Below are 26,677 nucleotides of genomic sequence, written 5' to 3'. Positions count from 1 at the left end.
CGGTACCCGGTTTCCGGCTGTTTCTCGTCGTTCTGTTATCGGCAGCGTTAATCGCTGCCGATGCCCGTTTTGACAAGCTCACCACCGTCCGCAGCACTCTCGCCACCGGGCTGGCTCCGGTGTACTGGCTTGGCAATGCCCCATATTCCTTTGCCGACTGGTTTTCCGGCCTGTTTGTCAGCCGCGATGATCTGCAGCAGGAGAACGAAGAGCTCAAAACCCGCCTGCTGATTCTGGAACGCCGTGCTCTCAAGTACGCGGCTCTGGCGTCGGAGAATAACGAGCTGCGCCGGCTGCTGAATTCTTCCGAAGTACTGGATGACCGGGTCATTGTGGGCGAAGTGGTGGGGGTCTCCCCGGATCCGTTCTCCCACGAGATCATCATTAACAAGGGCGAGAGTGATGGTGTCACGACCGGTCAGGCGGTACTGGACGCAGAGGGCCTGATGGGCCAGGTGATCCAGACCAGCCAGTTCACCTCCCGTGTCCTCCTGGTGTCCGACAGCAGTCACGCCGTTCCCGTTGAGGTGGTGCGTAATGGTCTGCGTTCGATTTTGCTGGGTAACGGCGAAACCGATGAGCTGGATCTGGTTCACGTACCGGATACTGCTGACATCCGCGAGGGCGACATGCTGGTCAGTTCCGGTCTTGGCGGGCGATTCCCCCGAGGCTACCCGGTGGCAGAGGTCAGTTCCATCGTCAAAGAGCCGGGGGAGCCTTTTGTGACCATTCAGGCCGCGCCGAAAGCCCGCCTCAACCAGAGTCGGCTGGTGCTGATCGTGTTTCAGCCGGAAGAGCGCTCGGTGCCCGAAAATGGGCAGACGGCCCCGGATAACGAGGAGGCAAACTGATGTTGTCTGTCATCAGTTATCCGCTGTTCGCCATCACCGTGGTGTTATCGTTGGTGCTGAGTATCTCCCTGTTTCCGGTGGACTGGTTTCAGTTTCGCCCGGAGTGGCTCGGACTGATTGTCTTCTACTGGACCTTCCGCGCCCCGGCCCAGTTTGGCATTTTGATGGCCTGGTGCCTGGGGTTGTTACTGGATATTCTCGAGTCTACCCCGCTGGGCGTGAATGCCATGGGCATGGCCCTGATCGCCTTTCTGGTGCTGACCATTCACCAGCGGTTGCGGATGTATCCGCTGCCTCAGCAGTGCCTGATGGTGTTTCTGTTATTGGGCATCAACCAGATGCTGGTGCATTTCGTGAAACAGTTACTGGGTGCTGAAAGCGCCGGTTTCAGCTACTTGTGGCCAGCCTTGACGAGCGCTCTGGCCTGGCCTGTGGTCAGTGGCGTACTGGACACAATCAACCGTAAACTGGGATAACTGTATGAGCTGCCTCATTCTGGCCTCGGCATCACCGCGCCGCGCTGAGTTGCTGAGACAGATCGGTGCTGACTTTCAGGTGGCGCCTGCCGAGATAGACGAGACTCCGCAACCGGGTGAAGCGGCTCAGCACTATGTTGAGCGCCTGGCCCGGGAGAAAGCCTCTTGTGTTGCCGGTGAGGCCCCGGGTGCCTGGGTACTGGGGTCTGACACCTCTGTTGTTGTAGACGGAGAGATTCTTGGGAAACCGGAGTCCGATACTCAGGCTTGTGAGATGTTGCGCCGGTTATCTGGAAGAACCCATCAGGTGATGACCGCGATCGCTCTGGCCCAGGATCAGAAGTGTCGGTCATTGGTGGTGGTCACCGATGTCAGCTTTCGGGAGCTCTCAGAAGCCGAAATTGTCGCCTACGTCGCCACCGGTGAACCCATGGACAAGGCAGGAAGCTACGGAATTCAGGGACGTGGTGGTATCTTTGTTCGGGAACTCAAGGGCAGCTACAGCGCTGTGGTGGGTTTGCCCCTGCAGGAAACCGCAGAGTTATTGGCAGATGCCGGCGACCCTGTCTGGCGCCACTGGCCATGCAGTAAGGAGGGCCAAGCATGAGTGAAGAGATCCTGATCAACGTGACTCCGGTGGAAACCCGGGTCGCCCTCGTTGAAAACGGCATGTTGCAGGAAGCCTATATCGAGCGCACCAGTCGCAAGGGGATTGTCGGCAACATCTACAAGGGCAAGGTCGTTCGGGTGCTGCCCGGCATGGAAGCCGCGTTCGTGGACATCGGCCTGGAACGGGCGGCTTTCATTCATGCGTCCGACGTCGTCAGTGGCCAGACATCAGGCGACGAACCGTCAGACGCCCCCCGGACCGTGCCGGATATCCGTACCCTGTTGCGGGAGGGGCAGTCCCTGGTGGTGCAGGTAACCAAGGACCCGATTGGTACCAAGGGTGCGCGACTCACCACCCAGCTTTCCATTCCCTCCCGTTATCTGGTGTTCATGCCAGGCGTTTGCCATGTCGGGATTTCCCAGCGCATTGAAGATGATAATGAGCGCGCGCGGCTGAAATCCCTGATCGAGGAAGGCGCAGCGGAACATGATGATGTGCAGGGTGGCTATATCATCCGCACCGCGGCGGAGGCTGCCTCGGCCGAAGATCTGATTGCTGATATGACCTACCTGCACCGGCTAAGCCAGTCGATCCAGGAGCGCATTGCCAAAGCGCCGGCACCCTCAGTGGTCTATCAGGATTTGCCGTTGTTTATTCGCACCATCCGGGATCTGATCCGACCGCAAACTGAAAAAGTGCGTATTGATAGTCGCGAGAGCTATCAGCGGGTAATGGAGTTTGTCAAAGAGTTCGTCACTGAGTTTGCCGACAAGGTGGAGTACTACCCCGGTGAGCGGCCTATCTTTGACCTGTATTCGGTTGAAGATGAAATCCAGAAAGCCCTGAGCCGCAAGGTGCAGCTCAAATCCGGTGGCTATGTGATCATCGATCAGACCGAAGCGATGACGACCATCGACATCAACACCGGTGCCTTTGTGGGCCACCGCAATCTGGAAGAGACCATCTTCAAAACCAATCTGGAAGCCGCCCGGGCGATCAGTCGTCAGCTTCGGCTGCGGAATCTGGGCGGGATCATCATCATCGACTTTATCGACATGGAAGATCCCGAACACCAGCGCCAGGTGCACCGGATGCTGGAGAAAATGCTGGAACGGGATCACGCCAAAACCAAGATCACCGGCGTTTCCGAGCTGGGACTTGTGGAGATGACCCGAAAACGCACCACCGAAAGCCTGGGTCAGGTTCTGTGCGAGCCGTGTCCGATCTGTGACGGCCGGGGATTCCTGAAAACCGCCGAAACCGTGTGCTACGAAATCTTCCGGGAAATCCTGCGCGTTAACCGTGCCTATGAGGCGGAGAATTACCTGGTGATGGCGTCCCAGAAGGTGGTGGACCGCCTGCTGGATGAAGAGTCAGACAACGTTGCGGACCTTGAAACCTTTATCAGTAAAACCATTCGCTTCCAGGTTGAGCCTTTCTACAGCCAGGAACAGTACGACGTTGTTTTGCTCTGACACCTGAGCAGCAGGGCGTTGCAGGGAGCTGAGTCTTATGTCGATCCGCGAGCCGGACAGTTCGCAACCAGCCGAGGATGAGCGCGGTCTGGTTGCCCGCGGGTTGGCGGTTTTTGCCAGTGTGGTCTGGTGGTCCATCCTGACGCTGCTGGTGTTATTCGCACTCTATGTTGGTGTCGGTCGCCAGCTCACCTCCAATATCAACAGCTTTTCTGATGAACTGGCGGCTTCGCTCTCCGAAGCCACAGGCCTGGATGTGTCTGTTGGCAGTTTATCCTCCCAATGGTATTGGCTGGATCCCTCCATTACCGCCAAAGATATCACCATCAATTCCCCGGATTCAGACCGCATAGCCGCAGAACTTGAGCACCTGGAATTGCGGCTCGATTTTTTTGCCTCCCTGTTCCGCTTACGCCTGGTGTTCCGCAATTTTGACGCTGACGGTCTGGCGTTAACGGTGGTTCGCCCTACCGAGGATCCATTTATCAATCCGGTGGAAGAGATTGTGGAGCTGGCCGAGCCGGGTGCGCCGGAACTTCAGGAGTGGATTCGCCTGGCGGGCCGCTGGTTGTCGGATCCGGAAGTCCGGGTGACACGGGTCAGCCTGGCGCTGGGCCCAAGCCGGCAGAACCTGCGTTTTCTGGATATTCCTCAGCTTGATCTGTCCTACCAGGGCGGCTTGTTCCAGGCCGCAGGCCGGGCCATGCAGAGTGGTACAACCACACAGCTGGCCAGTTTTGCTCTGGTAGGGCAGCGGTTTTTCAGGGGTGAGTTTACCGGTCAACTCTACCTGGATGTGGATTCCGGTCGACTGTTCGACGGCCTGATTGATGATCTGAACTGGCGGGGCATACGCGTTGAAGGCTTCGATCTGGGGGGCAGTGCCTGGTTAAGCTTTGAGGATGGCGAGCTGCAGCAGGTTCAGGGTCAGGTTCGCACTCCCTATCTTCAGTTAGGTGTTAACCGTGAATCGCTGGCGCCTCTTGAAGATATCCAGGCTCACTTCGGTTGGCGGCGGGGGGAGGCCCTACGTTTGCAGAAGCTTCGCTGGGACTGGATTGGCGATCAGGTTCTGCCGTTCAGTGTTCGCATCGAGGACGGTCAGAATGAGCTCAAGCTGGTGGCAGACTCACTGCCGCTCAAGCCTTTGCGGCGATTGGTTCAGGCCCTGGAGCTGCTGCCGGATGCTGCCAGTGAGGCGCTGGAGCATTACCAGCCTGCGGGTTTTCTGGACGATATGTTGTTTACTCTGCCAGAGCAGGGCTCCCATTTCTCGTTAAGTGCCAGATTGCGGGAGTTCGGGGTGCGGGCCTGGTCTGGCGCCCCCCGCGCCGAGGGGCTATATGGCTTTATCCAGATGAATTCAGACAGTGGCAGGGTGACCCTGGATACACCAGAACCCGTCATGCTGGGCTTTCCGCAGTTGTTCAACACTGACTGGACGCTGGACTCCCTATCCGGAACCGTCGCCTGGACCCTGGAAGGAGGGATCACCAGGGTATTCTCCGATGATCTGGAGTTTATCTATCGCTCAGATACCCGGTTAAGCGGCGCGTTTGACCTGCGGCTGGATCGATTCGGGGAGGACAATCTTGGTTTGAGCGTCGGCGTAGAAGGCGGCAATGCCGATATGCTGGCGGATTTCGTGCCGGCGAATGCTGTGGGCGACGGGCTTTATGAATGGCTCACCAACAGTATTCCGGAGGCCGGTATCCGGGGGCAGTACTATGGCCACGGCCGTATTGATTCCTCCGCGCCGTCTGGATCGTTTGTTTCCTCCATGTGGTATGAATTCGATAACGCCACGATTCGATACGACCAGCGCTGGCCCGCTGTGGAGCAGGCCAGCGGGCGGGTCGAGATCCAGAATGCCGACACGCGGGTAATGCTCGCTCGGGGCGAGATCGGTGGGTTGGAGCTGGAAAACGCCAGTGTTCACGTCCTTCCCGGAGATGGGGAAGCTGGCACGCTGGTGCGCGTAGATGCAGTGTCGACGGTTCCGGCAGAGAGAATACCCTGGTGGCTGGCCAATACTCCGTTGGGGGAATTGTTGGGATACGGTAACACCCGTGCCCGTTATGACGGGGAGTTTGAGCTGAGTCTTGGGCTGGAGCTACCGCTATCGCAAGGGCAGGACACCCGGGTTACGGCGCAGGTAAAAACCGACAATGCCGGATTCCAATTACCGGATGCGGGACTTCGCTGGCAGAATATTCGGGCTGACCTGACTTACGACAGTGTTGATGGATTTTCCGGGCCACCGGTCACTGCCCGTTTTTTCGATCAACCGGTCAGTGTCGTTTTTTCCACCGCGGAGGCCGGCGATGCCATGCTGATACGCCAGCAAGGTGGTCTGAAGCTGCCAGGCTCCCTGGCGGCCTTTGGCCTGGCTAACGATGCGGCGCGCGGGCTTTCCGGAGAGCTTGTCTACACCGCAGAGCTGGAATTAGGCGGTGCCAGCGAGCCGGTGATTTCCCTGTTTTCAGACCTTGAAGGTCTGCAGGTGGATTGGCCCAAACCACTGGCAAAGACCGCGCGCGAGCGAACCCCCCTGTCGGTCCGGGTTGATCCGTTCCAGAGCGAAGGCGTGGCGATCGCTGCGCAATGGCAGGATCGTCTGGACGCTGAACTCCGTTTTAAGGAGACGGGCTTCGAGCTGGTCTTCGAACATTTGAATCTGGGCGCTCACCATCTGACCAATATCGCCATTGATGCGCTTGAGCTGGAAGACCGGTGGGTCGTTCACACCGACTCGGATCGGGCCCAGGGCAGGGTGGTGTTACCCAGGGAAGGGGGCACGGTAGAGGCCGACTTTGCAACCCTGCGCCTGGTACGGGAGACCAGTGCCGCAGAGCAGGACAACGAATTTCTGACTCTTGAGGAGCAGTTGCAGGCGTTCAGGGAGCTGGATATGGGAAATTGGCCCGACATTGATGCCAGAATCTCGGATCTCCGGCTGGATGGCGAGTCTGCGGGAAGCTGGCGTTTCAAGCTGCGCCCTGAACCCTATCGGTTGCGTGTGCAGGAGGTGGAAGGCCGGCTTGGATCCCTGGTGTTGTCCGGCGATATGACCTGGAGCATTGTAGACGATCGGGAAACCACCCGGTTTACTGGTAAGCTGGAGGGCGGGGCCCTTAAGGATCTGGAAGCGCTGACTGGCAGCACCATTCCGATGACCAACGAAGAAACGGCGGTTGAACTGGATCTGGATTGGCCTGGAAGCCCGAATAACATTTCTCTCAGCAAGATAAGCGGCACGGTCAGTGCCCGCCTGGACGACGGCATGATCATGGAGCAGAGCAATTCGGCGCAATTGTTCCGGATTTTCAACCTGCTGAACACCGATACGCTCTGGCGCAGGTTGCGGCTGGATTTCTCGGATCTGTACGAACGGGGCGTCGCCTTTGACGCCATTTCCGGTAAAGCCAACATCATAAATGGCCTGGTGACCATGGATCCGGAACTGCAACTGGTGGGTCCGTCCGGCGCGTTCAAACTCAGTGGCAATACCAACATGGCCGAAGAAACGTTGGATATGCGCCTGGTCCTAGTGCTACCCGTGACACAGAATCTGCCCCTGGCTGCCATACTGATGGGGGCGAGCGCCCCCATCGGCGGCGCCTTGTTCGTGCTCGATAAAATTCTGGGCGACCCGTTGAGCAAACTGACCAGTGCGACGTACAGTGTCACAGGAACCTGGAGCAATCCGGAAGTGGATCTGCGGGGCGTGTTCGATACCGGTGAGTAAGGAGGCCATGATGGTTCAGGTCGCGGCAATACAAACGGTCAGTACCCATGACATCGATGCCAACCTTGAAGAGGCCCGCAGACTGCTGGCTGAAGCGGCAGGCGCAGGGGCGAAGGTGGCGGTGTTGCCCGAGAACTTCGCCGTTCTGGCCACCGCGCAGATGCTGGAGTGCGGCCGCCGGGAGGCGGGTAGTGAGCCTGTTATCCGTCGCTTTCTGGCCGAGCAGGCCCGGTCATTGGGGCTCTGGATTGTCGGCGGTTCCCTGCCGTTGGCCAGTCGGCGAGATGGTTCAGTGATAACAGACCGGGTACGCGCCACCTGTCTGGTGTACAACGATCATGGCGAAGAAGTGGCCCGCTACGACAAGATTCACCTGTTTGACGCCATGGTTGAAGACGCCCACGGCCAGTATCGGGAATCGGATACCTTTGAGCCCGGTGATCAGGCGATTACGGTGGATACGCCGGCCGGACGACTGGGGTTGGCGATCTGTTACGACCTTCGCTTTCCAGAACTGTTCCGGGCCTTGAGAGAGCAGGGCGCCGAATGGGTCTGCCTGCCCAGCGCCTTTACCTGGCAGACGGGCAATGCCCATTGGCACGCCCTGATACGCGCCCGCGCCATTGAAAACCAGGTCTGGGTGGTGGCGCCGGGGCAAGGGGGGCAGAACAGTAGCCGGCGAAGAACCTATGGCCACAGCCTGATCTGCGATCCCTGGGGTAAGATCGTCAGTGAGTTCGACGAAGGTCCGGGCATGGCTTGCGCCAATCTGGACCTGGAGCAACTGCATCAGTTGCGAAGCCGTATGCCCGTGTGGGAGCACCGGCGGCTCTGATTACTGCTCGGCGTCGTCGATCCATTCCCGCAGAGCCCGGAACAGCTTTCGGGCCTGGCCGGTATTCTTGCCTTTTTCGACTTCCTTGCGGGCATTGCGCACCAGATTGCGCAGGTGCTGTACATCGGCCGAAGGGCAGTAATCAATAAACTCTCCTACCACCTTGTCACCTTCGGAAATCATCCGGTCGCGCCAGCGCTCGGCCAGATGGTGTCGGCGGGTATGCTCTTCGCTGCCAGCGTGGAAGGCGTCGATGGCACGGCCAATAGCTTCGGGGTCGTCCTCCTGGCGCAACACCTTACCAATGTACTGCAAGTGTCGCCGGCGGGCCTCACGCTGGGGAATCCGGCGTGATTCAATGATCGCCGCTTTCAGGGTCTCGCTGATGCTCAGGGTGGCCAGCTGTTCGTCGTTCAGGTCCAGCATGCGTTTGCCCAGATCCTGAAGCGCGTGCATTTCGCGCTTCAGCTGCGATTTGCTGGGGCCAAGGTCGTCCTGGAATTCGTCGTCAAATTGGTCAGTCATGGTAGGTCACAGGTTGCTCAGGCATAGAAAATGGTGGCCAGTCCCAGGAAGGCCATGAAGCCGACAACGTCGGTTACGGTGGTGAGTATCACACTGCCGGCCAGGGCCGGGTCAATGTTCCGGGATTTCAGGAACAGTGGTAAGACGGTGCCCACCAGCGCCGCCGCCACCAGGTTAATCACCAGTGCCGCTGCGATGATGGCGCCAATCAGCCAGTCCTGGAACCAGACCACCGCGGCGGTGGCAACCACCACCGCCCACAGCAGGCCGTTCAGCACTCCGGACAGAAACTCACGGTTCAGCAGCCAGCCCACGTTGGCGCCGCTGATCTGGCCAACGGCCATGCCCCGGATTACCAGGGTCAGAGTCTGGCTACCGGCAATGCCGCCCATGCTGGCCACAATTGGCATCAGTACGGCCAGTGCAACGACTTTGGCAATAGTGTCTTCAAACAGTCCAATCACGGCCGATGCGGTAAAGGCCGTGATCAGATTAATGCCCAGCCAGACCGCGCGCCGGCGGGTGGTCTTCATCACCGGGGCAAAGGTGTCCTCGTCTTCATCCAGACCAGCCATACTCATCAGGGAATGGTCTGCGTCCTCACGGATAACGTCGACCACGTCATCGATGGTGATCCGGCCCAGCAGCTTGTTGGTCTCATCCACCACAGGGGCAGAAATCAGGTCGTAGCGTTCGAACAGAGTGGCGACCTTGGTATCGGACAGCGACACGGGAATGGGTTCAATGTCTGTGTCCATCACTTCCCGAACGGTAGCCGCGGGATTGGATACCAGCATCCGGGTAATGGGCAGCATGCCGATAAACTCGTCCCGACGGCTGACCACAATCAGGCTGTCGGTCATCGGGGGCAGGCTGCGGTGACGGCGCAGGTAGCGCAACACAACGTCGATGCTGATGTCCGGCCGCACCGTGATGGTGTCGGTGTTCATCAGGCCGCCAGCAGTGTCCTCCGGGTAAGCGAGGACTTCCTCTACCCGCTGACGGTCTTGCTCGTCCATGGTGTCCAGGACTTCCTGGATCACCGTGTCCGGCAATTGCTGAAGCAAGTCGGCCAGGTCATCCGACTCGAAATCTTCCAGAATGTCCGCCAGCTCCTGCGCGTTCAGCTGGCTCAGGAAGTAGCTACGAATATCGTCGCCAAGGTACTGGAGGACTTCCCCTTCCAGCTGCTTGTCGACCAGGTTCCAGAGCAGGGCCCGTTGGCGTGGTGGCGAGGATTCCAGAAGGTGAGCAATATCGCTGGGGCTCAGACCGCCATTCAGAATGCGGGCCACCTGCTTGAGGGCACCACTGTCCAGCGCTTCACTGAGTGAGCGAAGGCGTTGGCGGGCCTGGCTTTTTTCCAGAATGTCGGTCATTGAACCACCTGCGATCAGAAAACCTTTGCATTATAGCGGAGTTAGGTGGCACACGTGAGAAAGGATTGTAGGTGAATGACGAAACCGGAGGTTATTCCCCTTCACCAAAATAATCGTTGATCAGGGCAGCCAGCGCGTCGATGGCATCCTGTTCGTCCGGGCCATCGGCAACCAGTTCCACTTCGGTGCCCTGGCTGGCGGCCAGCATCATCACCTGCATGATGTTCTTGGCGTCTACGTCCCGGCCTTTGCCGCGGATTCGCACCTTGCTGTCAAAGTCTGATGCGGTGGCCACAAGCTTCGCCGTGGCCCGCGCATGCAGGCCGAGTTTGTTGATGATGGTGATGGGGCGGCAAATCATAGGCGCTCAGATTTCTCCCCGGGCTTGAAGGTGTGGCAGTTCGGTGTGGCGCACCTGCACATTGCGGTAATTGTCGCGGAAATAGCGTCCGAGCTGCTCACACACATAAACGGAGCGGTGCTGGCCACCGGTGCAACCGATGGAAATGGTCATGTAGCTACGATTGCTGTCGGCAAACGAGGGCAGCCAGGTATTCAGGAAGCCCGTGACGTCATCCACCATCTGACGTGTCAGCGGTTCCCGTTCAAGAAATTCGATGACCGGCTGATCAACGCCGGTGTGCTTGCGCAGGCTGGTGTCCCAGTATGGATTGGGCAGGCAGCGGACGTCGAAGACGTAGTCTGAATCCACCGGCACGCCATGTTTGAAGCCAAAGGACTGGAACAGCAGTGCCAGTTCCTGATCCTTGCGGCCGGCCACGCGCTGCTTGATCATGTCGCGTAGCTCATACATGGAGAGCCCGGTCGTGTTGACGTAAAGATCGGCCAGCTTTGACAGGGGTTCCAGTAATTGCTTTTCGTTGGTGATTGCCTCCCGCAGAGACGTCTTGTCATCGCTCAGCGGATGCTTGCGGCGGGTTGCGTGAAAGCGCTGCAGCAGTGACTGTTCGTCGGCATCCAGGAATATGATTTCAACCTCGACACCGGTCTGCTTCAGTTGCTGGTAGATGGTTTCAAAATTGGCCAGCTCGGCGGACAGGTTACGGGCATCAATACTCACGGCCATTTTTTTCAGCCGGCCGGGCGCTTCCTGGGTGGCCGCCTCTCGGGTCAGCGGGAACAGCAAGCCAATGGGCAGGTTGTCGATGCAGTAGAATCCCAGGTCTTCCAGCACATGCAGAGCCGTACTCTTGCCGGAACCGGATCGGCCACTGACGATAATCAGCTTCATGGGACTGTTTCTCCTTCAATCTGCCTGGCAGCCTGTCCAGATATCAGGCTGATCTCAGTGATTACTCTCCGCCATACGCTGGTAAAGGTTCGCGGCATCTTCACACTGGCGCAGCCGGGCGCAGAAGGTGCTGTCATTGAAGCGCTCCGCCAGCTGGCTCAGTAACTCCAGGTGTTCACTGGTGGCTTCTTTGGGGACGATCAGTGCAAACACCAGATCTACCGGCTGGTTATCGATAGCATCAAAGTCTACCGGCTCCTCCAGAGTCATCAGCACGCCGATGACCCGGTCCAGGCCTTCCAGTCGGCAGTGGGGGATGGCAATACCCTCGCCGATACCGGTGCTACCCAGCCGTTCGCGGGAGACCAGATTGTTGAAGATCTGGGTGTCGCTGAGGATTTCATCCTGAAAGTGAATCCGTTCAGCGATGAACTCCAGCACACGTTTCTTGCTTGAGGCCGGCACCTTACACAGGGTCAGTTCAGGGGCAAGAATATTGTCGATGGTCAGGGATGGCTCGCTCATGGATCGACTGCATGTCCGTAAAAAAAAGGCTGCGGCCGGTTAGCCCCGCCGCAGCTCGTTTCATGAAACACCCGGTAAGGTTCGCGCTTCAGCGACCGCCGTTACCGTGCATCCGGTCTACGTTCTTTTCCTTGTGCTTGAGGATCTGACGGTCCAGCTTGTCGACCAGAGCGTCGATTGCGGCGTACATGTCCTCATTTTCTGCCTTTGCGTGAATCTCACCACCAATCACGTGCAGCGTGGCTTCCGCCATCTGGCGCACCTTCTCGACCTCCAGTGTGACCTGGCAGTTACTGATGTGGTCGAAGTGACGCTCCAGCTTCTCGAACTTGGTGTTGACGTAATCCTTCAGAGCGGGAGTCAGTTCTACGTGATGGCCTGAAATGTTGAGTTGCATAGGCGTCTCCTGTTGTCATACTGCCGGCGTGCTTGCCGGCTTGCGTGCCAGTGCATCTTGCACCGGCGAAAGTTTAAACCAGGCGTTTTCGTTCGTTCGAGGGAGGAATATGCATGGCCTCCCGGTATTTGGCCACGGTACGCCGCGCCACGTTGATTCCCTGTTCCCCTAGCATGGCTGCAATTTTGCTATCGCTCAATGGCTTTTTCGGGGTTTCCTCGGCAATCAGCTTCTTGATCATCGCCCGGATGGCTGTAGACGAGCATTCGCCGCCCTCGGCGGTGCTGACGTGGCTGGAGAAAAAGTACTTCAGCTCAAAAATACCGCGGGGCGTGTGCATGTACTTCTGGGTGGTAACCCGGGAAATCGTGGACTCGTGCATTTCCACCGCCTGGGCAATGTCAGACAGGATCAGAGGCTTCATGGCTTCTTCGCCCTGATCGAGGAACCCTTGCTGGTGTTCAACGATGCGGGTGGCCACTTTCAGCAGGGTTTCATTCCGGCTTTGCAGGCTCTTGATAAACCATTTCGCTTCTTGCAGCTGGTCGCGCAGGTAGGTGTTATCGGCACTGCTGTCAGCCCGGCGGATCAGTGACGCGTAGCTGGCATTCACCCGGATACGCGGAGCGATTTCCGGGTTGAGTTCAACCCGCCAGCGGCCTTCGTGTTTGCGTACGATGACGTCCGGGATAACGTAATCCGGTTCGGCCCGGTCCACGACATCGCCAGGGCGAGGGTTCAGGCTGGTGATCAGGGCCAGTACCTGTTTCAGCTGGTCTTCCTTGAGCCGGCTGCGGCGCAACAGCTGTGCGTAGTCCCGGTTGCCAAGCAGATGCAGGAACTGGGTAACCACCAGTCTCGCCTGGCGCAGCCAGGGGGTATCCGGTGGCAGCTGGTTGAGCTGAATCAGCAGGCATTCCTGGAGATCCCGAGCGAACACGCCGGGCGGGTCGAAGTGTTGCAGGCGGTGGAGTACCGCTTCCACTTCGTCCAGTTCCAACGGGTCTTCTTCGGTTTCGTCCAGCAGGCCTGCGTGAATGTCCTCAATGTCAGACGTCAGGTAGCCGCGTTCATCCACAGCATCCAGCAGTGCGTGGGCAATGGCCTGATCCCGCTCGCTCAGAGGCGTCAGGTTCAGCTGCCACTCGAGGTGATCCTGCAGGGTTTCGGTAGGCGAGTTCCGGGTTTCGAAATCCGATTCGTGCTCGTCTTCGCCTTTGCTGGCCGGAGCCGGGGCAGACTGGTAGATGTCGTCCCAGGCGGTATCCACTGGCAGATCATCGGGAATGTTGTCCGGAATATCGTTCTCGGACGACCAGTCCGGGCCGTTCTCGGTTTCGTCCCAGTCCGGGCTCGCGTCCTGGTGGCTGTCGTCCTGGGTGGTCTCAGAGCCGGAAGCTTCGCTGTGCTCGTGCTCTTCGCGTTCGTCGCCTTCAGCGTGCTCATCGTCCTCGGAGGTTTCCAGCATGGGGTTTGATTCCAGCGCCTGCTGGATTTCCTGCTGGAGATCGAGGGTAGAAAGCTGCAGCAGGCGTATAGCCTGCTGCAGCTGGGGCGTCATGGTCAGACTCTGGCCCAGCTTAAGCTGTAATGAGGCTTTCATAACCATGGCTCAAGATCCATAACTCGTGGGCATCCCGGTTGTTGCTTTGCCGGCGCACAGGCCGAAAAAAATGTTGTACGCTGGTTACTTGCCATTGTCTGTAGACAGTATAAGCAAGTTTTTTGCCGAGTTTACTTGCTACAGATCATCAAAACAATCAGGCCTCGGATAAACCCTGTTTTATCAGGTCAGAGCCGGAACTCGTCGCCCAGATATACTTCTTTCACCTGCTGGTTTGCCAGAATGGCTTCGGCATTGCCGGAGGCAATGATGTGGCCTCCGGAAACGATGTAGGCATTCTCGCAGATGTCGAGGGTTTCCCGAACGTTGTGGTCGGTGATCAAGACCCCGATGCCCTTGTCCCGAAGGTGCCGGATGATGTGCTTGATGTCACTCACTGAGATGGGGTCTACGCCCGCGAAGGGCTCGTCCAGCAGAATAAAGGCAGGCTCCATGGCCAGCGCCCGGGCGATTTCAACCCTGCGGCGTTCGCCTCCGGATAGCGCCATACCCACGCTGTCTCGGATGTGAGTAATATGAAACTCTTCCAGCAACTCTTCCAGCTTGGCTTCCCGTTCCGCCCGACTCATGCCTTTGCGGGTTTCGAGGATGGCCATGATGTTGTCCCGCACGGTCAGTTTGCGAAACACGGAGGCCTCCTGGGGCAGGTAACCGATGCCCTTGCGGGCGCGCCCATGCATTGGCAGCGGGGTGATGTCCTGGGTGTCGATGGTGATCCGGCCGTGATCCGCAGGCACCAGGCCCACGATCATGTAGAAGCAGGTGGTCTTGCCGGCGCCGTTGGGGCCGAGCAGGCCGACAATCTCGCCGGAGCGAATTTCCAGAGAAACGTCCAGCACCACTTTTTTCTGCTTGTAGCTTTTTGCCAGATTACTGGCCCTGAGAACTGCCATCCGAACCTTTCCCGTCACTGGATTGAGCTGAATTACGAGGCTGAATCACCATTTCCACCCGGCCGGAGCCGCCGTCGGATGGCGTGCCGCCTTCCGCAGTAACAACGCGGCGAACGGTGTCGTAGTGGATGACGTCGCCCCGGAATACGTTGCCGTCTTGTTCAATAACGGCCTGGCGTTCAAAAATAACCAGGTTTTCATCGCCAGACCAGGTGATGTTCAGGGCCTTGGCATCGGTCGTGCCTTCGCCTTCCTGGCCGGGTTGCCGGTAATGGGCGGGGTTGCCGGCGGCTTCAATCCGGCTGACACCCTGTTGGTTGCGGTAAAGTACCACCCGATCCGCGTCCAGCCGGGTTTCGCCCTGAATCAGTTCGACAGCGCCGGTGTAAACGGCCGTTCCGGCGCTTTCATCCAGACGGGCCGAATCTGCACTGACCTTTATGGGGATATCGGAATCCAGGTTGAATGCCGATGCCGGGCCGGCCAGCAATGCCATGGCCAGAATCGCTGGCCGGCAGAAAGATCGTTTACCTGACGGTTTCATATTGTCCCTCTACCCGGGAGTTGAGTTCGAGAATGCGTTCGTTGATCCAGGCTTTCATACCGGTGGAGCGGGTGACGCCAAAAGGCTCGGTGATGGTCACCGGCTGGTCGGTGTAGACGGTGCCGTTGCTGTTGTCCAGGGTCAGTGCCTCGGTCTCCAGAACGGCTTCGCGGCCTTCGGCCTGTCGGGTCAATCGGACGTTCCCCGTAAGTTCCAGCTTTTCATTGTTCTGCTGAAGGCTACCTTCATTGGACTCGACGAGCCAAGGGTCGGGGCTGCCCTCACTGAAAAGCCGGGCTCTCGGCGTATCCAGATGAGCCGTGCCGGTTGCTTCAAACTGCTCAATTCTGGGGCTTTTGAGATCAATCTGGAGGTTCCCTTGCTCATCCCAGGCGCGGTATTGTCCGCCGATCACAAAGCCGTCGGGCTCTGCGGGCCCCCGTAGCTCGCTGGCGGCATTCCGCGAACTGACAGGTTCGTCACTTTGCCACAGCAGAAAAACGGTTGCTGTTACGGTGGCGGCAAGGGCCAGAGCTGTAATCCGCCGTTTGCCACGATCGCCGAAAAGCCGCTCGGTGATCATGCTGGCTCGTCCAGATAGGGGGCAAGAGTGTTGTCCAGGTGCCCTTGCGCCCAGAGCAGGAGATCGCAGGCCTCGCGCACAGCGCCCTGTCCACCGGGGCTGCGGGTACAGTAGTCGGCGTGTTGCTGAACCAGCCAGTAGCCGTTGGGTACCGTGATGCCAAGGCCGGCAAAACGCAGCGCGGGTAGGTCGGGCAGGTCGTCGCCCATGTAGGCAATCTGCTCCGGCGCAAGGTTCATATCCCGGATCAATTCCAGCAATGCGATTTTTTTGTCTTCGCGACCCTGCATCAGGTGCGGGATGCCCAAGTCCGACATTCGTCTTTCCGTAAGAGGAGAGCGTCGTCCGGTAATCACCGCCACGGTGATGCCTGCCTGCATCAGCTGTTTCAGGCCCAGGCCGTCAAGAATGTTGAAGGCCTTGAGTTCGTCGCCGCTGGCACTGAAATAGAGGCGACCATCGCTCATGATGCCGTCCACATCCAGGGCGATCAGGCGAATGCCCGATGCCTTGGCCTTCAGGGCTGCGTCCCAGTGGGTTTGTAACGGATGCGCTGTCTGAGTCATCAAATCACTCCGGCCCGCAGCAGGTCGTGCATATTAATGGCGCCCACCAGGGTGCCGTTTGCGTCGGTAACCGGCAAGGCGTTGATCTTCATTTCTTCCATGATATTCAAGGCTTCTGCCGCCAGGTGGTCTGCCCGGATGGTTTTGCCGTTGCGGGTCATCACGTCCTGGATGGGGGTAGTGTGCACATCCACGGATTTGTCCAGGGTCCGGCGCAGGTCGCCGTCGGTGAAGATGCCCGTCAGGGTGCCGGCGGCATTAACGACCGTGGTCATACCCAGGCCCTTGCGGGTTATTTCCAGCAGTGCCCCGCTCAGGGTTGTGCCCTCGGCAACCTGAGGAATCTGGTCACCGGTGTGCATGATGTCGGATACCCGCAGCAGCAGGCGGCGTCCAAGGCTGCCGCCGGGGTGGGAGAACGCGAAATCCTCGGCGCTGAATCCCCGGGCTTCAAGCAGCGCCACGGCCAGGGCATCCCCCATGACCAGGGTGGCGGTGGTGCTGGAGGTGGGTGCCAGGCCCAGGGGGCAGGCTTCAATGGCCACGCTGACATCCAGGTTGGCAACGGCCTCCTGTGCCAGTACGGAATCGGGTTTGCCTGTCATGCTGATCAATGGCGCGCCCATGCGCTTGATCAGAGGGAGAATGGTGACCACTTCGCTGGTGCTGCCGCTGTTGGATATGGCGATGACCACATCCTGGGGTGTTATCATGCCCAGATCGCCATGGCTGGCTTCGCCGGGATGAACAAAAAAGGCGGGCGTGCCCGTGCTGGCGAGCGTGGCGGCAATCTTGTTGCCGATGTGCCCCGATTTGCCCATACCTGTCACCACAACCCGGCCTTTGCAGGCCATGATGACCTCGCAGGCGCGGCTGAAGTCACCGTTTATACGGCTTTCCAGCGCTTCAATGGCTTCGCGCTCGATGCGGATTGCCCGTAGGGCCGAGTTGCAAAAGTCCTGGGTGTTGAAGGTATTTGATTCGGTCATGTCGGCTGGCTGTCTGCTCGATCTGGGATTTGAGGCCGAAGTATATCACTTCTGGTGCCCCCGGCTCGCCTGCATCAGGGATTCTGATCATTGCCATCAAGACATTTTACGTTGCTTTAATTGAGGTCTGGGAGAGCTTGTCATAATGTAGGCGCTCCTTGAAAGGGATGGATTATGGAGTCATCTGCGTACATAACACTTAGGGATGTGGTGTTTTCCCGTTCCGGGCGCCGGATTTTTGATGGAATCAGTCTGGATATTCCCAAAGGGAAGGTGACTGCCATCATGGGGCCCAGTGGTACCGGTAAAACCACGCTCCTCAGGCTCATTGGAGGTCAGCTTCGCCCGGATTCGGGCCAGGTGAATGTGGCAGGCCACGACGTGCCCGGGCTCAAGCGCAAGGCGCTCTACCAGCTGCGCGAGAAGATGGGCATGCTGTTTCAGAGTGGCGCGCTGTTCACCGATCTCAGTGTTTACGAGAACGTTGCCTTCCCGCTGCGGGTGCACACGTCATTACCCGAGGATATGATCCGGGACATTGTTCTGATGAAACTGGAGGCGGTGGGCTTGCGTGGTGCCAGAGAGCTGATGCCCTCAGAGTTGTCTGGTGGCATGACCCGGCGGGTGGCCCTGGCCCGCAGTATCGCGCTGGACCCGGAGTTGATCATGTACGACGAGCCCTTTGCCGGGCAGGATCCGATTGCCATGGGCGTGCTGGTCAAGCTGATCCGGGATCTCAACAGTTCCATGGGGCTGACCAGCGTTCTGGTGTCGCACGATGTGCCCGAATCCCTGAGTATTTGCCATTACGCCTGCATTATTGCCGACGGCAAGGTGATCGGTGAGGGCACTCCCGAGGAGCTGCGGGCGCATCCGTCTGAGCGGGTTCAGCAGTTTCTTGAAGGGCAGCCTGATGGCCCGGTGCCGTTCCATTACCTGAGTGGCGATGCAGCGGCTGATTTTGGTGTGGGAGGGCGGTCTTCATGATGGATCGTATTGCCGGCCTGGGGCGGCTCGGGATCGCGATCATCGCCTCCTTTGGTCGTTCCGGGCAGTTTCTGTTCGGTGTGCTGGCCGGTGTCCCCAGGCCTGCTACAGGTTTTCCCTTGCTGGTCAAACAGCTCTACGCCGTCGGCGTGTTGTCACTGGCGATTGTGGTGGTCTCAGGATTGTTTATCGGGATGGTGCTAGGGCTTCAGGGTTATACCATTCTCAGTGATTACGGCTCGGAGTCGGCGATTGGCCAGATGATTGCGCTCACGCTGGTACGCGAGTTGGGGCCGGTGGTGACGGCCCTGCTGTTCGCCGGTCGCGCGGGCTCCGCCCTGACGGCAGAGATCGGCCTGATGAAGGCGACGGAACAGCTCTCCAGTATGGAAATGATGGGGGTAGATCCGTTGCGCCGGGTCGTTGCACCGAGACTTTGGGCCGGTTTTCTCGCCATGCCGGTACTTGCCATGATTTTCTCGGTAGTGGGGATCTGGGGCGGCATGCTGGTTGGCGTGGAATGGCTTGGGGTGTTCGAGGGTTCCTTCTGGGGCAACATGCAGTCCTCCGTCGATTTTGTGGATGACGTGCTTAACGGCTTTATCAAGAGTGTGGTGTTCGGGTTCGTATGTGCCTGGATTGCGGTCTACCAGGGCTATGACTGCGTGCCCACCTCTGCTGGTATCAGTTCGGCGACCACCAAAACCGTGGTCTACTCATCGCTGGCAGTGCTCGGTCTCGATTTCGTACTGACTGCCGTCATGTTCGGTGATTTTTAACAGGATTCAGGGAGCCTTTCATGGCACAAAGAAGCACAGAAATCATTGTTGGGCTGTTCATGATTGCCGGTTTGGCCGCGCTCATGTTTCTGGCGCTGCAGGTGAGTGGCCTGTCGCCGAAATCCGCGGAGCAGACCTATACGCTGTATGCCAATTTCAACGATACCGGTGGCTTGACGCCCCGAGGCAAGGTTTCCATGGCTGGTGTCACTGTCGGTACCATCGAATCCATTACCCTGGACAGGGACACTTTCCAGGCGCGCGTAACCATGTCTATCCATGCTGAGGTTGATAACATCCCGGCCGACAGTGCAGCAGTAATACGTACATCCGGACTGCTGGGTGAGCAGTACATTGATATATCGATTGGCGGGGACCTGGAGTCGCTGAACGCGGGGGATACCTTTTATTCCACCCAGTCCGCCATGAATCTGGAACGGCTGATCAGTAACTTTGCCTCCGGCCGCTGAGCCAGAGCCATGCACAGGAGAAACTAATGAGTGTCCTGAAACACCGTTTGACGTTGATGATTGCCATGGTCGCCCTGATGGTGGGCCAGGTCTGGGCCGGCCCGGAGGAGGATCTGAAGCGTTACGTGGACGAGAATACCCAGAAGCTGGTGCAGAAGCTCAATGCCGAGAAAGGGTTGTACGAAAAGGATCCTGAGGCGTTTTATGCCAGCATGGATGAAACCCTTCAGGAGTTTGTCGATTTTCGCCGGATTGCTGCCCGGGTGATGGGTCGATATGCCCGCCAGACCACGCCAGAGCAGCGGGATGCTTTTGTCGAGAAGTTCAAGCGCAGCCTGTTTGACAGTTATGCCCAGGCCCTGGTTTCTGCGGAAGATTTCGAGATCATCGTCAAGGAAGCCACCATCCTTCCTCAGAATGAGGATCGCGCTTCGGTAGAAATGGAGTTGATCAGTGCCTCCGGCAACCGTTATCCGGTCACTTACTCAATGTACCGGACAGGTGACGACCGCTGGATGATGGAAAACGTCATCGTAGAGGGCGTGAACATCGGCCTTGCCTTCCGGGATCGCTTTGCCCAGGAAATGGAAGAGAATCGCGGCCAGGTTCAGGCGGTCATTGACGGCTGGGGTGACGCGGTTGAGGCCCTGAATCTGGACGAGCAGGTGGATCGTTCATGAGTGATCGGTTGCCGGGCATCGTCCGGAACGGCAAAACTCTTTGCGTAACCGGCGATGTCGATGCCGACACGGTCCTGGCGCTGCGCAAGCAGGGCGAACAGGAAATACGGCAGGCCGATGGGACGCTTGAGGTTGATCTGTCCGGGCTTGGCACCGCGCACAGTGTGGTGCTTTCGATGCTTTTGTGTTGGCAGCGTCTGGCGCTCAGCCGACATTGCCATCTCTCCTTCACAGGCGCCAGTGAGCGACTTCGTTCTCTGGCCGCACTCAGTAATCTTCAGGATCAGATTCCCGGATTTGCCGAGCACAGCTGACCGGCGCCCGGGAATTGGTTACAATTCCGCCCCTGATTTCAACTTAGTCGAGGAATCCTTATGGACGCCGCCCAGGTTACCGAACTTGTCAAAGAAGCCCTGCCCGGTTGCGAGGTTCAGGTACAGGTTGATGGCAACCACTATCTTGTTGTGGTGGTGGGTGACGTATTTGAGGGACTGCCCACCATCAAACGGCAGCAAATGATCAACAAGGTGCTATTCCAGCATGTCATGGACGGCACCATTCACGCCCTTCACCCGAAAGCCTTTACCCCGAGCGAGTGGGCCGATCAGCAGGCCGGCGCCTGAACCGAACAGGATAATTACCGTGGACAAACTATTGATCAGGGGTCGAAAGCCCCTGGATGGCGAAATTCGCATTTCCGGTGCCAAGAACGCGGCCCTGCCCATTCTGGCGGCGACACTGCTGGCGGATGAGCCGGTTACCGTCGGCAACCTGCCGCACCTGAACGATATTACCACCATGATCGAGCTGCTCGGTCGCATGGGGGTGGAGCTGCTCATTGACGAAAAGATGAGTGTTGAAGTGCACGCCAATACCATCAAGCACTTCCATGCACCGTACGAGCTGGTAAAGACCATGCGCGCCTCCATACTGGTGCTTGGCCCGCTGGTGGCACATTTTGGCGAAGCCGAAGTCTCCCTGCCGGGTGGCTGTGCCATCGGTACCCGACCGGTTAACCTGCACATCCACGGTCTGGAAATGATGGGTGCCGACATAAAGGTGGAGAATGGTTACATCAAGGCCAAGACCAATGGCCGGCTGAAGGGTGCCCACATCTTCCTGGATACGGTCACCGTAACGGGTACCGAAAACCTGATGATGGCAGCTGCGCTCGCCGAGGGTAAAACCATCCTCGAAAACGCGGCCCGCGAGCCGGAAGTGGTGGATCTGGCCGAGTGCCTGATCGCCATGGGTGCCGATATCAAAGGCCACGGTACCGCGACCATTGAAATCAATGGTGTGGAGCGCCTGCACGGATGCCACTACAACGTGCTGCCGGACCGGATCGAGACCGGAACCTACCTGGTGGCGGCGGCTGCGACCGGTGGTCGGGTGAAAGTAAAAGATACCCGGGAAGATATCCTGGAAGCGGTGCTGCTCAAGCTGGAAGAGGCGGGGGCGCACATCACGACCGGCCCGGACTGGATTGAACTGGACATGAAAGGCAAGCGGCCCAAGGCTGTCAGCCTGCGGACCGCGCCGTATCCGGCGTTCCCAACGGATATGCAGGCTCAGTTTGCGGCCATGAATGCGGTCGCCGAGGGTTCCGGAACCATCGTCGAAACCGTATTTGAAAACCGCTTCATGCACTTGCAGGAACTGATCCGGATGGGTGCAGACATTACCCTTGAAGGTAATGCGGCCATCATCAAGGGCGTTGAACACCTGACCGGTGCTCCGGTGATGGCAACCGATCTGCGGGCCTCAGCCAGCCTCGTGATCGCCGGTCTGATGGCAGACGGCGATACCATTGTCGACCGCATTTACCACATTGACCGCGGTTACGAATGCATTGAAGAGAAATTGCAGCTGTTGGGTGCCAGCATCCGCCGTCTGCCAGCCTGAATTTGACCAACGGGAACCCGGAAGGATACATGACAGATTCCATCACCATCGCCTTGTCGAAGGGTCGCATTCTGGAAGAAACCTTGCCGCTGCTGGCGGAAGCGGGCATTGAGCTTGTCGACGACGTGAAAAAGTCCCGCAAGCTGGTGTTTCCCACCACCGACCCGAACGTGCGGATTCTGATCATCCGGGCGACCGATGTGCCCACCTATGTTCAATACGGTGGCGCCGATCTGGGCGTTACAGGTAAGGATGTTCTGATGGAGCACGGTGGCGACGGCCTCTACGAACCGCTTGATCTGAACATCTCCCGTTGCCGGTTGATGACCGCAGGCAAAAAAGGCGAGCAGCCACCGGCAGGCAGGATTCGTGTTGCCACCAAATTCGTCAACCTGGCCCGGCGCTATTATGCGGCTCAGGGCCGGCAGGCCGATATCATCAAGCTCTACGGAGCCATGGAACTGGCACCGATCCTGAACCTGGCCGATGAGATTGTTGATATCGTGGATACCGGCAATACCCTCAAGGCCAACGGGCTGGAGCCAAGAGAACTGATTGACCACATCAGTAGCCGACTGGTGGTTAACCGGGCCTCCATGAAGATGAAACACGGCCAGATAAACCCCATAATCGAGAAGATGTCCGCGGCCGTTGAACGACGCCGCGATTCGTAGTGTTACTCCAAGACAGGATCTGAAAAATGACCGACAGAATCACCAGACTGAACACCACCCAGAGCGACTTTGACAGTGCGCTGGCCCAGCTGCTGGCCTGGGACGACAGTGTGGATCATCAGGTGAATGAGTCGGTTCGGCATATCCTGCACGAGGTGAAGACCCGGGGCGATGCGGCGGTGCTGGAGTTTACGGCCAAGTTTGATCGCCTGGACGTTGGCTCCATGGCTGAGCTGGAAATGGATAAAAGCCGTTTGCAGGCAGCTTTGGACCGAATTCCCCAGGATCAGCGTGAGGGTCTGGAAAAAGCGGCGGGACGCATCCGTGACTACCACGAACGCCAGAATCAGCAATCCTGGCAATACCAGGACGAAGACGGAACCGTGCTGGGCCAGAAGGTAACGCCGCTGGATCGCGCCGGTCTGTACGTGCCGGGTGGCAAGGCGGCCTATCCTTCGTCGGTACTGATGAATGCGATTCCGGCCAAAGTCGCTGGTGTGGCTGAGGTCATTATGGTGGTGCCAACGCCAGACGGTGTGGTGAACGACATGGTACTGGCTGCGGCCGCCATTGCCGGGGTAGACCGGGTGTTCACTATCGGTGGTGCCCAGGCCGTGGCTGCGCTGGCCTATGGTACGGAAACCGTTCCTTCGGTGGACAAGATTGTGGGTCCGGGGAATATTTTTGTGGCCACCGCGAAGCGCGAAGTATTCGGGGTGGTCGGTATCGACATGATTGCCGGCCCTTCCGAGATCCTGGTGATCTGTGACGGCAAGACCGACCCGGACTGGATTGCCATGGACCTGTTTTCCCAGGCCGAACATGATGAGCAGGCCCAGAGCATTCTGGTCAGCCCGGACGCAGACTTCCTGGATGCGGTGGAAGCCAGTATCAACAAGCTACTGCCGACCATGGAGCGCGAGGAGATTATCCGCACCTCCATGCTGGGAAGGGGGGCACTGATTCAGGTGGCAGATCTGAAAGAAGCCGCCGAAGTGAGCAACCGGATTGCCCCCGAGCACCTGGAGCTCTCAGTAGAAGATCCGCAGGCCATGCTCGACGACATCCGCCATGCCGGTGCGATTTTCATGGGCAGGCACACGGCCGAAGCCCTGGGTGACTATTGCGCGGGCCCGAATCACGTATTGCCAACCAGCGGCACCGCACGATTCAGTTCACCTCTGGGTGTGTACGATTTCCAGAAGCGCTCCTCCCTGATTGGCTTTACCGCTCAGGGTGCCGACCGTATGGGGCGGGTAGCGTCGGTTCTAGCCCGTGGCGAAGGGCTGACAGCACACGCACGTTCAGCGGAGTACCGGATCAATGAGTAAGTACTGGAGCGACCTGGTCAGTGAACTCAAGCCGTACGTGCCGGGTGAACAGCCGAAAATGGCCAATCTGGTGAAGCTGAACACCAATGAAAACCCGTTCGGCCCATCGCCAAAAGTGATTGAAGCCATTCAGAGAGAGTTGAATGACAGCCTGCGCCTGTATCCGGACCCGGAAGGCCAGGCCCTGAAAGATGCCATTGCCGAATATCACGTGGATTTTGGAATCACCCCCAAACAGGTGTTTGTTGGCAACGGTTCCGATGAAGTGCTGGCGCATATTTTTCAGGGGCTTCTGAAACACGACAAGCCGATCCTGTTTCCGGACATCAGCTATAGCTTTTACCCGGTGTATTGCGGCTTGTTCCAGATCGAGAGTGCGGTTATTCCGCTGACCGACAGCTTCGAGATCGATCCGAACGACTACAAGCGTGACAACGGCGGCATTATCTTCCCGAACCCGAATGCGCCGACGGGACGCTACCTCGGACTTGGGCACGTAGAGGATATCCTGCAGGCCAACCCGGATAGCGTGGTAGTGGTTGATGAAGCCTATGTTGATTTCGGTGGCGAGACGGCGATTCGTCTGGTGAACCAGTACCCGAACCTGTTGGTGTGCCAGACCCTCTCCAAGGCCCGTTCACTGGCTGGCCTGAGAGTTGGCTTTGCGGTTGGTAATGAAGATCTGATCGAGGCTCTCAATCGTGTCAAAGACAGCTTCAATTCCTATCCGCTGGACCGTCTGGCTCTGGCTGGTGCCGTGGCTGCGTTTGAGGACAAGCAGTGGTTCGAGGATTCCTGCAGTGGCGTGATCCGCGAGCGCGAGCGGGTGACCAGGGAGTTGGAAACTCTGGGTTTTGAGGTGTTGCCATCCAAGGCAAACTTTGTTTTTGCCCGCCATCCCGGCCATGAAGGCGCTGCGATTGCGGCGAAGCTTCGGGAGCAGGGCATTATTGTCCGGCATTTCAATAAGCCAAGAATCAGCGATTTTCTGCGTATCACGATTGGTACCAGTGACCAGAACAATGCTCTGATCAAGGGGCTTGGCGGACTTTAGTTTAGTATCGTAGCAGAACGAGGAATTGGCGGGCTGAGTTACGCTGGCGTTTCAGCTTCGAGGTGCCGCAAGGGTCAGCAGGGGTCTCCGGAAACCGCTACAAGCACATCCCTGTGCGCTTCTCTCCGGCCATCCATGGCCTCCGACATTTCCGGAAACCCCTGCTGACCCTTGCTTTCAAACGTTGTGCACGCCAGCTGCCATGCGTCCAGAAACCGAAATGTGTTCGAGGTGTTTAATGGCGAGCAGAAACGAGATTTTAGCCAAGATAAATCAATGGCTTCAGCCGGATACCTTCCAGGATTACTGCCCGAATGGCCTCCAGGTTGAAGGTAACGAGCAGGTTACGACCCTTGTTACCGGTGTAACGGCCAGCCAGGCACTGATCGACGCAGCAGTCGCACAAAACGCAGACATGATCCTTGTCCACCACGGCTACTTCTGGAAAGGCGAAGATCAGGCCATCCGTGGCATGAAGAAAAACCGGATCAAGCAGTTGCTGGACAACGACATCAACCTCGTCGCCTACCATCTGCCACTGGACGATCATCCGGAGTATGGCAACAACCGGCAACTGGCCGAAGTGCTCGGGATCCAGAATCCTAGGCCGCTGGGGGGGCTGGTCTGGCAGGGTGAGTTGCCGGAGCCCTTGTCAGTGGAAAAGTTTGAGTTAGAGATGGCTCGGGCTCTGCACAGGCAGCCGTTGCACGTTGGTGGCGGGGCAGACAAAATCAAAACCGTCGCCTGGTGTACGGGCGCCGCTCAGGGCTTTATCAACGTTGCTTTGGAGGCGGGCGTAGACGCCTACATCAGTGGTGAAATCTCGGAGCCGACAACTCATACCGCCCGGGAATGCGGCATTCATTACTTTGCGGCGGGCCATCACGCGACAGAGCGTTATGGAGTGCAGGCGTTAGGGGCGGCGATTGCTGAGGCGTTTGGTGTTACACACCGTTTCATCGATTGTGATAATCCGGTATGAAGATCGTTGTCAGGCTGCGCGTGGCGCAGCCTCTGATTTCGAATCAAGCCGGGCGCTTCTCGCCCTTGTCCAGGCCGTAGTCCTCGGCAAGCGTTCCTTTGGCCTCAGGGTCGGCCTTGGGTGCATAATCCCTGGGAGGTTCTGAAGGCTCGCCATCACTGCCATGCTCCAGTCTGCCCTTGGATTTCTGATCCAGCTCTTCCATCCAGTCTTCGTCATTGCACAGACGGTTGGCGCCACGAGCCATATGCTGGTTCACATCCCGGTAGGCGTCGTTGAACCGGCGCAACAGGTGCGCGGATTCCATAAAGTGCTCGTTCACCTGGGCCTGATAGCGCGTAAACTCGCTGCGCAGCTCTTCAATCTGCTGCTCCGCCCGGCGCTGCCGCAACGTTGCTCCCTGGCCGGAACGGCCAACCAGAATCCCGATGACAATGCCAACTACCAACGCGGCAACTGCCGCCAGAATCAGGTTTGTCATATGAAAATCGTCCTTATATTGCCTGGAAGTGAGCCAATCCCCGTAAACGGAGTATAACGCCC

The 26,677-nt window shown here is 58.2% G+C and carries 30 protein-coding genes; 17 read left to right on the top strand and 13 right to left on the bottom strand.

The window, feature by feature from the left end; genetic code table 11:
• Positions 1-17 precede the first annotated feature (17 nt).
• From mreC to OZ656_RS13970, 6 genes are read left to right on the top strand one after another with little or no spacing between them, the layout of a single operon-like run.
• Positions 18-851 (top strand): rod shape-determining protein MreC, encoded by an 834-nt coding sequence (mreC, locus tag OZ656_RS13995; protein ID WP_206769564.1) that lies wholly within the window; start codon positions 18-20, stop codon positions 849-851.
• Entirely contained in the window at positions 851-1,327 is a 477-nt protein-coding gene (gene mreD, locus OZ656_RS13990) for a rod shape-determining protein MreD (RefSeq protein ID WP_011786171.1), read from the top strand. Before mreC ends, mreD begins: the two co-directional genes overlap by 1 nt.
• A gap of 4 nt (positions 1,328-1,331) precedes the next feature.
• Complete coding sequence (locus tag OZ656_RS13985) at positions 1,332-1,934, top strand: nucleoside triphosphate pyrophosphatase (protein ID WP_153741148.1); 603 nt, start codon at positions 1,332-1,334, stop codon at positions 1,932-1,934.
• Entirely contained in the window at positions 1,931-3,412 is a 1,482-nt protein-coding gene (gene rng, locus OZ656_RS13980; protein ID WP_011786169.1) for a ribonuclease G, read from the top strand. Before OZ656_RS13985 ends, rng begins: the two co-directional genes overlap by 4 nt.
• 37 nt (positions 3,413-3,449) lie before the next feature.
• Entirely contained in the window at positions 3,450-7,160 is a 3,711-nt protein-coding gene (locus tag OZ656_RS13975) for a YhdP family protein (RefSeq protein WP_379944652.1), read from the top strand.
• A 10-nt stretch (positions 7,161-7,170) separates the two neighbouring features.
• Positions 7,171-7,995: a carbon-nitrogen hydrolase family protein gene (locus OZ656_RS13970; protein WP_379945216.1), complete on the top strand. Its 825-nt coding sequence runs from the start codon at positions 7,171-7,173 to the stop codon at positions 7,993-7,995.
• On the opposite strand, the gene yjgA is transcribed toward OZ656_RS13970, so the two are convergent.
• The 12 genes from yjgA to OZ656_RS13910 form a co-directional block, all read right to left on the bottom strand.
• Positions 7,996-8,520 (bottom strand): ribosome biogenesis factor YjgA, encoded by a 525-nt coding sequence (yjgA, locus tag OZ656_RS13965; protein ID WP_011786166.1) that lies wholly within the window; start codon positions 8,518-8,520, stop codon positions 7,996-7,998.
• A gap of 17 nt (positions 8,521-8,537) precedes the next feature.
• Entirely contained in the window at positions 8,538-9,899 is a 1,362-nt protein-coding gene (mgtE, locus tag OZ656_RS13960) for a magnesium transporter (RefSeq protein WP_011786165.1), read from the bottom strand.
• Between the two features lie 91 nt (positions 9,900-9,990).
• Complete coding sequence (locus tag OZ656_RS13955) at positions 9,991-10,260, bottom strand: HPr family phosphocarrier protein (protein WP_011786164.1); 270 nt, start codon at positions 10,258-10,260, stop codon at positions 9,991-9,993.
• A gap of 6 nt (positions 10,261-10,266) precedes the next feature.
• Entirely contained in the window at positions 10,267-11,151 is an 885-nt protein-coding gene (rapZ, locus tag OZ656_RS13950) for an RNase adapter RapZ (protein WP_153741146.1), read from the bottom strand.
• A 54-nt stretch (positions 11,152-11,205) separates the two neighbouring features.
• Positions 11,206-11,676 carry a PTS IIA-like nitrogen regulatory protein PtsN gene (gene ptsN, locus OZ656_RS13945; RefSeq protein ID WP_153741145.1) on the bottom strand — a complete coding sequence of 157 codons (471 nt, stop codon included), beginning with the start codon at positions 11,674-11,676 and terminating at the stop codon, positions 11,206-11,208.
• A gap of 88 nt (positions 11,677-11,764) precedes the next feature.
• A complete protein-coding gene (gene hpf, locus OZ656_RS13940; RefSeq protein ID WP_011786161.1) occupies positions 11,765-12,073 on the bottom strand; it encodes a ribosome hibernation promoting factor in 309 nt (102 codons plus the stop codon).
• Positions 12,074-12,146: 73 nt separating this feature from the next.
• A complete protein-coding gene (locus OZ656_RS13935) occupies positions 12,147-13,676 on the bottom strand; it encodes an RNA polymerase factor sigma-54 (RefSeq protein WP_278350326.1) in 1,530 nt (509 codons plus the stop codon).
• Between the two features lie 188 nt (positions 13,677-13,864).
• Positions 13,865-14,590 carry an LPS export ABC transporter ATP-binding protein gene (gene lptB / locus OZ656_RS13930; protein WP_014422107.1) on the bottom strand — a complete coding sequence of 242 codons (726 nt, stop codon included), beginning with the start codon at positions 14,588-14,590 and terminating at the stop codon, positions 13,865-13,867.
• A complete protein-coding gene (gene lptA / locus OZ656_RS13925; protein ID WP_114434201.1) occupies positions 14,568-15,134 on the bottom strand; it encodes a lipopolysaccharide transport periplasmic protein LptA in 567 nt (188 codons plus the stop codon). Before lptA ends, lptB begins: the two co-directional genes overlap by 23 nt.
• Positions 15,118-15,717: an LPS export ABC transporter periplasmic protein LptC gene (gene lptC / locus OZ656_RS13920; RefSeq protein WP_153741144.1), complete on the bottom strand. Its 600-nt coding sequence runs from the start codon at positions 15,715-15,717 to the stop codon at positions 15,118-15,120. Before lptC ends, lptA begins: the two co-directional genes overlap by 17 nt.
• Positions 15,714-16,283 carry an HAD family hydrolase gene (locus OZ656_RS13915; RefSeq protein WP_278350239.1) on the bottom strand — a complete coding sequence of 190 codons (570 nt, stop codon included), beginning with the start codon at positions 16,281-16,283 and terminating at the stop codon, positions 15,714-15,716. The genes lptC and OZ656_RS13915 overlap by 4 nt, the downstream gene beginning before the upstream one ends.
• Positions 16,283-17,272 (bottom strand): KpsF/GutQ family sugar-phosphate isomerase, encoded by a 990-nt coding sequence (locus OZ656_RS13910; protein ID WP_011786155.1) that lies wholly within the window; start codon positions 17,270-17,272, stop codon positions 16,283-16,285. The genes OZ656_RS13915 and OZ656_RS13910 overlap by 1 nt, the downstream gene beginning before the upstream one ends.
• Before the next feature lie 174 nt (positions 17,273-17,446).
• On the opposite strand from OZ656_RS13910, the gene OZ656_RS13905 reads away from it, so the two are divergent.
• From OZ656_RS13905 to OZ656_RS13855, 11 genes are all read left to right on the top strand, one after another.
• Positions 17,447-18,259, top strand: a complete 813-nt coding sequence (locus OZ656_RS13905) for an ABC transporter ATP-binding protein (RefSeq protein WP_379944651.1) — start codon at positions 17,447-17,449, stop codon at positions 18,257-18,259.
• Positions 18,256-19,038: a lipid asymmetry maintenance ABC transporter permease subunit MlaE gene (gene mlaE / locus OZ656_RS13900; protein ID WP_011786153.1), complete on the top strand. Its 783-nt coding sequence runs from the start codon at positions 18,256-18,258 to the stop codon at positions 19,036-19,038. Before OZ656_RS13905 ends, mlaE begins: the two co-directional genes overlap by 4 nt.
• Before the next feature lie 20 nt (positions 19,039-19,058).
• Complete coding sequence (mlaD, locus tag OZ656_RS13895) at positions 19,059-19,508, top strand: outer membrane lipid asymmetry maintenance protein MlaD (RefSeq protein WP_011786152.1); 450 nt, start codon at positions 19,059-19,061, stop codon at positions 19,506-19,508.
• A 26-nt stretch (positions 19,509-19,534) separates the two neighbouring features.
• Positions 19,535-20,188 carry a phospholipid-binding protein MlaC gene (locus OZ656_RS13890; protein ID WP_014422102.1) on the top strand — a complete coding sequence of 218 codons (654 nt, stop codon included), beginning with the start codon at positions 19,535-19,537 and terminating at the stop codon, positions 20,186-20,188.
• Positions 20,185-20,502, top strand: a complete 318-nt coding sequence (locus tag OZ656_RS13885; RefSeq protein ID WP_011786150.1) for a lipid asymmetry maintenance protein MlaB — start codon at positions 20,185-20,187, stop codon at positions 20,500-20,502. Before OZ656_RS13890 ends, OZ656_RS13885 begins: the two co-directional genes overlap by 4 nt.
• Before the next feature lie 60 nt (positions 20,503-20,562).
• Positions 20,563-20,811 carry a BolA family protein gene (locus tag OZ656_RS13880; protein ID WP_014422100.1) on the top strand — a complete coding sequence of 83 codons (249 nt, stop codon included), beginning with the start codon at positions 20,563-20,565 and terminating at the stop codon, positions 20,809-20,811.
• Between the two features lie 19 nt (positions 20,812-20,830).
• Positions 20,831-22,093 (top strand): UDP-N-acetylglucosamine 1-carboxyvinyltransferase, encoded by a 1,263-nt coding sequence (murA, locus tag OZ656_RS13875; protein ID WP_011786148.1) that lies wholly within the window; start codon positions 20,831-20,833, stop codon positions 22,091-22,093.
• A gap of 29 nt (positions 22,094-22,122) precedes the next feature.
• Positions 22,123-22,767, top strand: coding sequence for an ATP phosphoribosyltransferase (hisG, locus tag OZ656_RS13870; protein WP_011786147.1), 645 nt, complete (start codon positions 22,123-22,125; stop codon positions 22,765-22,767).
• Positions 22,768-22,793: 26 nt separating this feature from the next.
• Positions 22,794-24,098 carry a histidinol dehydrogenase gene (hisD, locus tag OZ656_RS13865; RefSeq protein ID WP_286714689.1) on the top strand — a complete coding sequence of 435 codons (1,305 nt, stop codon included), beginning with the start codon at positions 22,794-22,796 and terminating at the stop codon, positions 24,096-24,098.
• Positions 24,091-25,152, top strand: coding sequence for a histidinol-phosphate transaminase (gene hisC, locus OZ656_RS13860; RefSeq protein WP_379944650.1), 1,062 nt, complete (start codon positions 24,091-24,093; stop codon positions 25,150-25,152). Before hisD ends, hisC begins: the two co-directional genes overlap by 8 nt.
• 238 nt (positions 25,153-25,390) lie before the next feature.
• On the top strand, positions 25,391-26,134 hold the full coding sequence (locus tag OZ656_RS13855; RefSeq protein WP_278350236.1) for a Nif3-like dinuclear metal center hexameric protein: 744 nt from the start codon (positions 25,391-25,393) through the stop codon (positions 26,132-26,134).
• 43 nt (positions 26,135-26,177) lie between these two features.
• On the opposite strand, the gene OZ656_RS13850 is transcribed toward OZ656_RS13855, so the two are convergent.
• Entirely contained in the window at positions 26,178-26,615 is a 438-nt protein-coding gene (locus OZ656_RS13850) for a YhcB family protein (protein ID WP_011786143.1), read from the bottom strand.
• Positions 26,616-26,677: the final 62 nt, after the last annotated feature.

It is taken from the genome of Marinobacter sp. LM1, assembly GCF_042763285.1.
GTDB classification, from domain to species: domain Bacteria; phylum Pseudomonadota; class Gammaproteobacteria; order Pseudomonadales; family Oleiphilaceae; genus Marinobacter; species Marinobacter nauticus.
Note: the sequence above shows the minus strand (reverse complement) of the source record. Positions and strands in the feature narration are given on the sequence as shown.

Bases quoted from the DNA above. Each gene is read 5' to 3' on its own strand.
- lptC (WP_153741144.1), bottom strand. From the start codon at position 15,717: ATGATCACCGAGCGGCTTTTCGGCGATCGTGGCAAACGGCGGATTACA.
- hpf (WP_011786161.1), bottom strand. From the start codon at position 12,073: ATGCAACTCAACATTTCAGGCCATCACGTAGAACTGACTCCCGCTCTG.
- OZ656_RS13985 (WP_153741148.1), top strand. From the start codon at position 1,332: ATGAGCTGCCTCATTCTGGCCTCGGCATCACCGCGCCGCGCTGAGTTG.
- OZ656_RS13885 (WP_011786150.1), top strand. From the start codon at position 20,185: ATGAGTGATCGGTTGCCGGGCATCGTCCGGAACGGCAAAACTCTTTGC.
- mlaE (WP_011786153.1), top strand. From the start codon at position 18,256: ATGATGGATCGTATTGCCGGCCTGGGGCGGCTCGGGATCGCGATCATC.
- hisC (WP_379944650.1), top strand. From the start codon at position 24,091: ATGAGTAAGTACTGGAGCGACCTGGTCAGTGAACTCAAGCCGTACGTG.
- rng (WP_011786169.1), top strand. From the start codon at position 1,931: ATGAGTGAAGAGATCCTGATCAACGTGACTCCGGTGGAAACCCGGGTC.
- OZ656_RS13855 (WP_278350236.1), top strand. From the start codon at position 25,391: ATGGCGAGCAGAAACGAGATTTTAGCCAAGATAAATCAATGGCTTCAG.
- lptA (WP_114434201.1), bottom strand. From the start codon at position 15,134: ATGAAACCGTCAGGTAAACGATCTTTCTGCCGGCCAGCGATTCTGGCC.
- hisG (WP_011786147.1), top strand. From the start codon at position 22,123: ATGACAGATTCCATCACCATCGCCTTGTCGAAGGGTCGCATTCTGGAA.
- rapZ (WP_153741146.1), bottom strand. From the start codon at position 11,151: ATGAAGCTGATTATCGTCAGTGGCCGATCCGGTTCCGGCAAGAGTACG.
- OZ656_RS13890 (WP_014422102.1), top strand. From the start codon at position 19,535: ATGAGTGTCCTGAAACACCGTTTGACGTTGATGATTGCCATGGTCGCC.
- OZ656_RS13850 (WP_011786143.1), bottom strand. From the start codon at position 26,615: ATGACAAACCTGATTCTGGCGGCAGTTGCCGCGTTGGTAGTTGGCATT.
- OZ656_RS13915 (WP_278350239.1), bottom strand. From the start codon at position 16,283: ATGACTCAGACAGCGCATCCGTTACAAACCCACTGGGACGCAGCCCTG.
- OZ656_RS13970 (WP_379945216.1), top strand. From the start codon at position 7,171: ATGGTTCAGGTCGCGGCAATACAAACGGTCAGTACCCATGACATCGAT.
- OZ656_RS13955 (WP_011786164.1), bottom strand. From the start codon at position 10,260: ATGATTTGCCGCCCCATCACCATCATCAACAAACTCGGCCTGCATGCG.
- OZ656_RS13910 (WP_011786155.1), bottom strand. From the start codon at position 17,272: ATGACCGAATCAAATACCTTCAACACCCAGGACTTTTGCAACTCGGCC.
- lptB (WP_014422107.1), bottom strand. From the start codon at position 14,590: ATGGCAGTTCTCAGGGCCAGTAATCTGGCAAAAAGCTACAAGCAGAAA.
- OZ656_RS13905 (WP_379944651.1), top strand. From the start codon at position 17,447: ATGGAGTCATCTGCGTACATAACACTTAGGGATGTGGTGTTTTCCCGT.
- mreD (WP_011786171.1), top strand. From the start codon at position 851: ATGTTGTCTGTCATCAGTTATCCGCTGTTCGCCATCACCGTGGTGTTA.
- yjgA (WP_011786166.1), bottom strand. From the start codon at position 8,520: ATGACTGACCAATTTGACGACGAATTCCAGGACGACCTTGGCCCCAGC.
- mgtE (WP_011786165.1), bottom strand. From the start codon at position 9,899: ATGACCGACATTCTGGAAAAAAGCCAGGCCCGCCAACGCCTTCGCTCA.
- OZ656_RS13975 (WP_379944652.1), top strand. From the start codon at position 3,450: ATGTCGATCCGCGAGCCGGACAGTTCGCAACCAGCCGAGGATGAGCGC.
- OZ656_RS13935 (WP_278350326.1), bottom strand. From the start codon at position 13,676: ATGAAAGCCTCATTACAGCTTAAGCTGGGCCAGAGTCTGACCATGACG.
- hisD (WP_286714689.1), top strand. From the start codon at position 22,794: ATGACCGACAGAATCACCAGACTGAACACCACCCAGAGCGACTTTGAC.
- OZ656_RS13880 (WP_014422100.1), top strand. From the start codon at position 20,563: ATGGACGCCGCCCAGGTTACCGAACTTGTCAAAGAAGCCCTGCCCGGT.
- mlaD (WP_011786152.1), top strand. From the start codon at position 19,059: ATGGCACAAAGAAGCACAGAAATCATTGTTGGGCTGTTCATGATTGCC.
- ptsN (WP_153741145.1), bottom strand. From the start codon at position 11,676: ATGAGCGAGCCATCCCTGACCATCGACAATATTCTTGCCCCTGAACTG.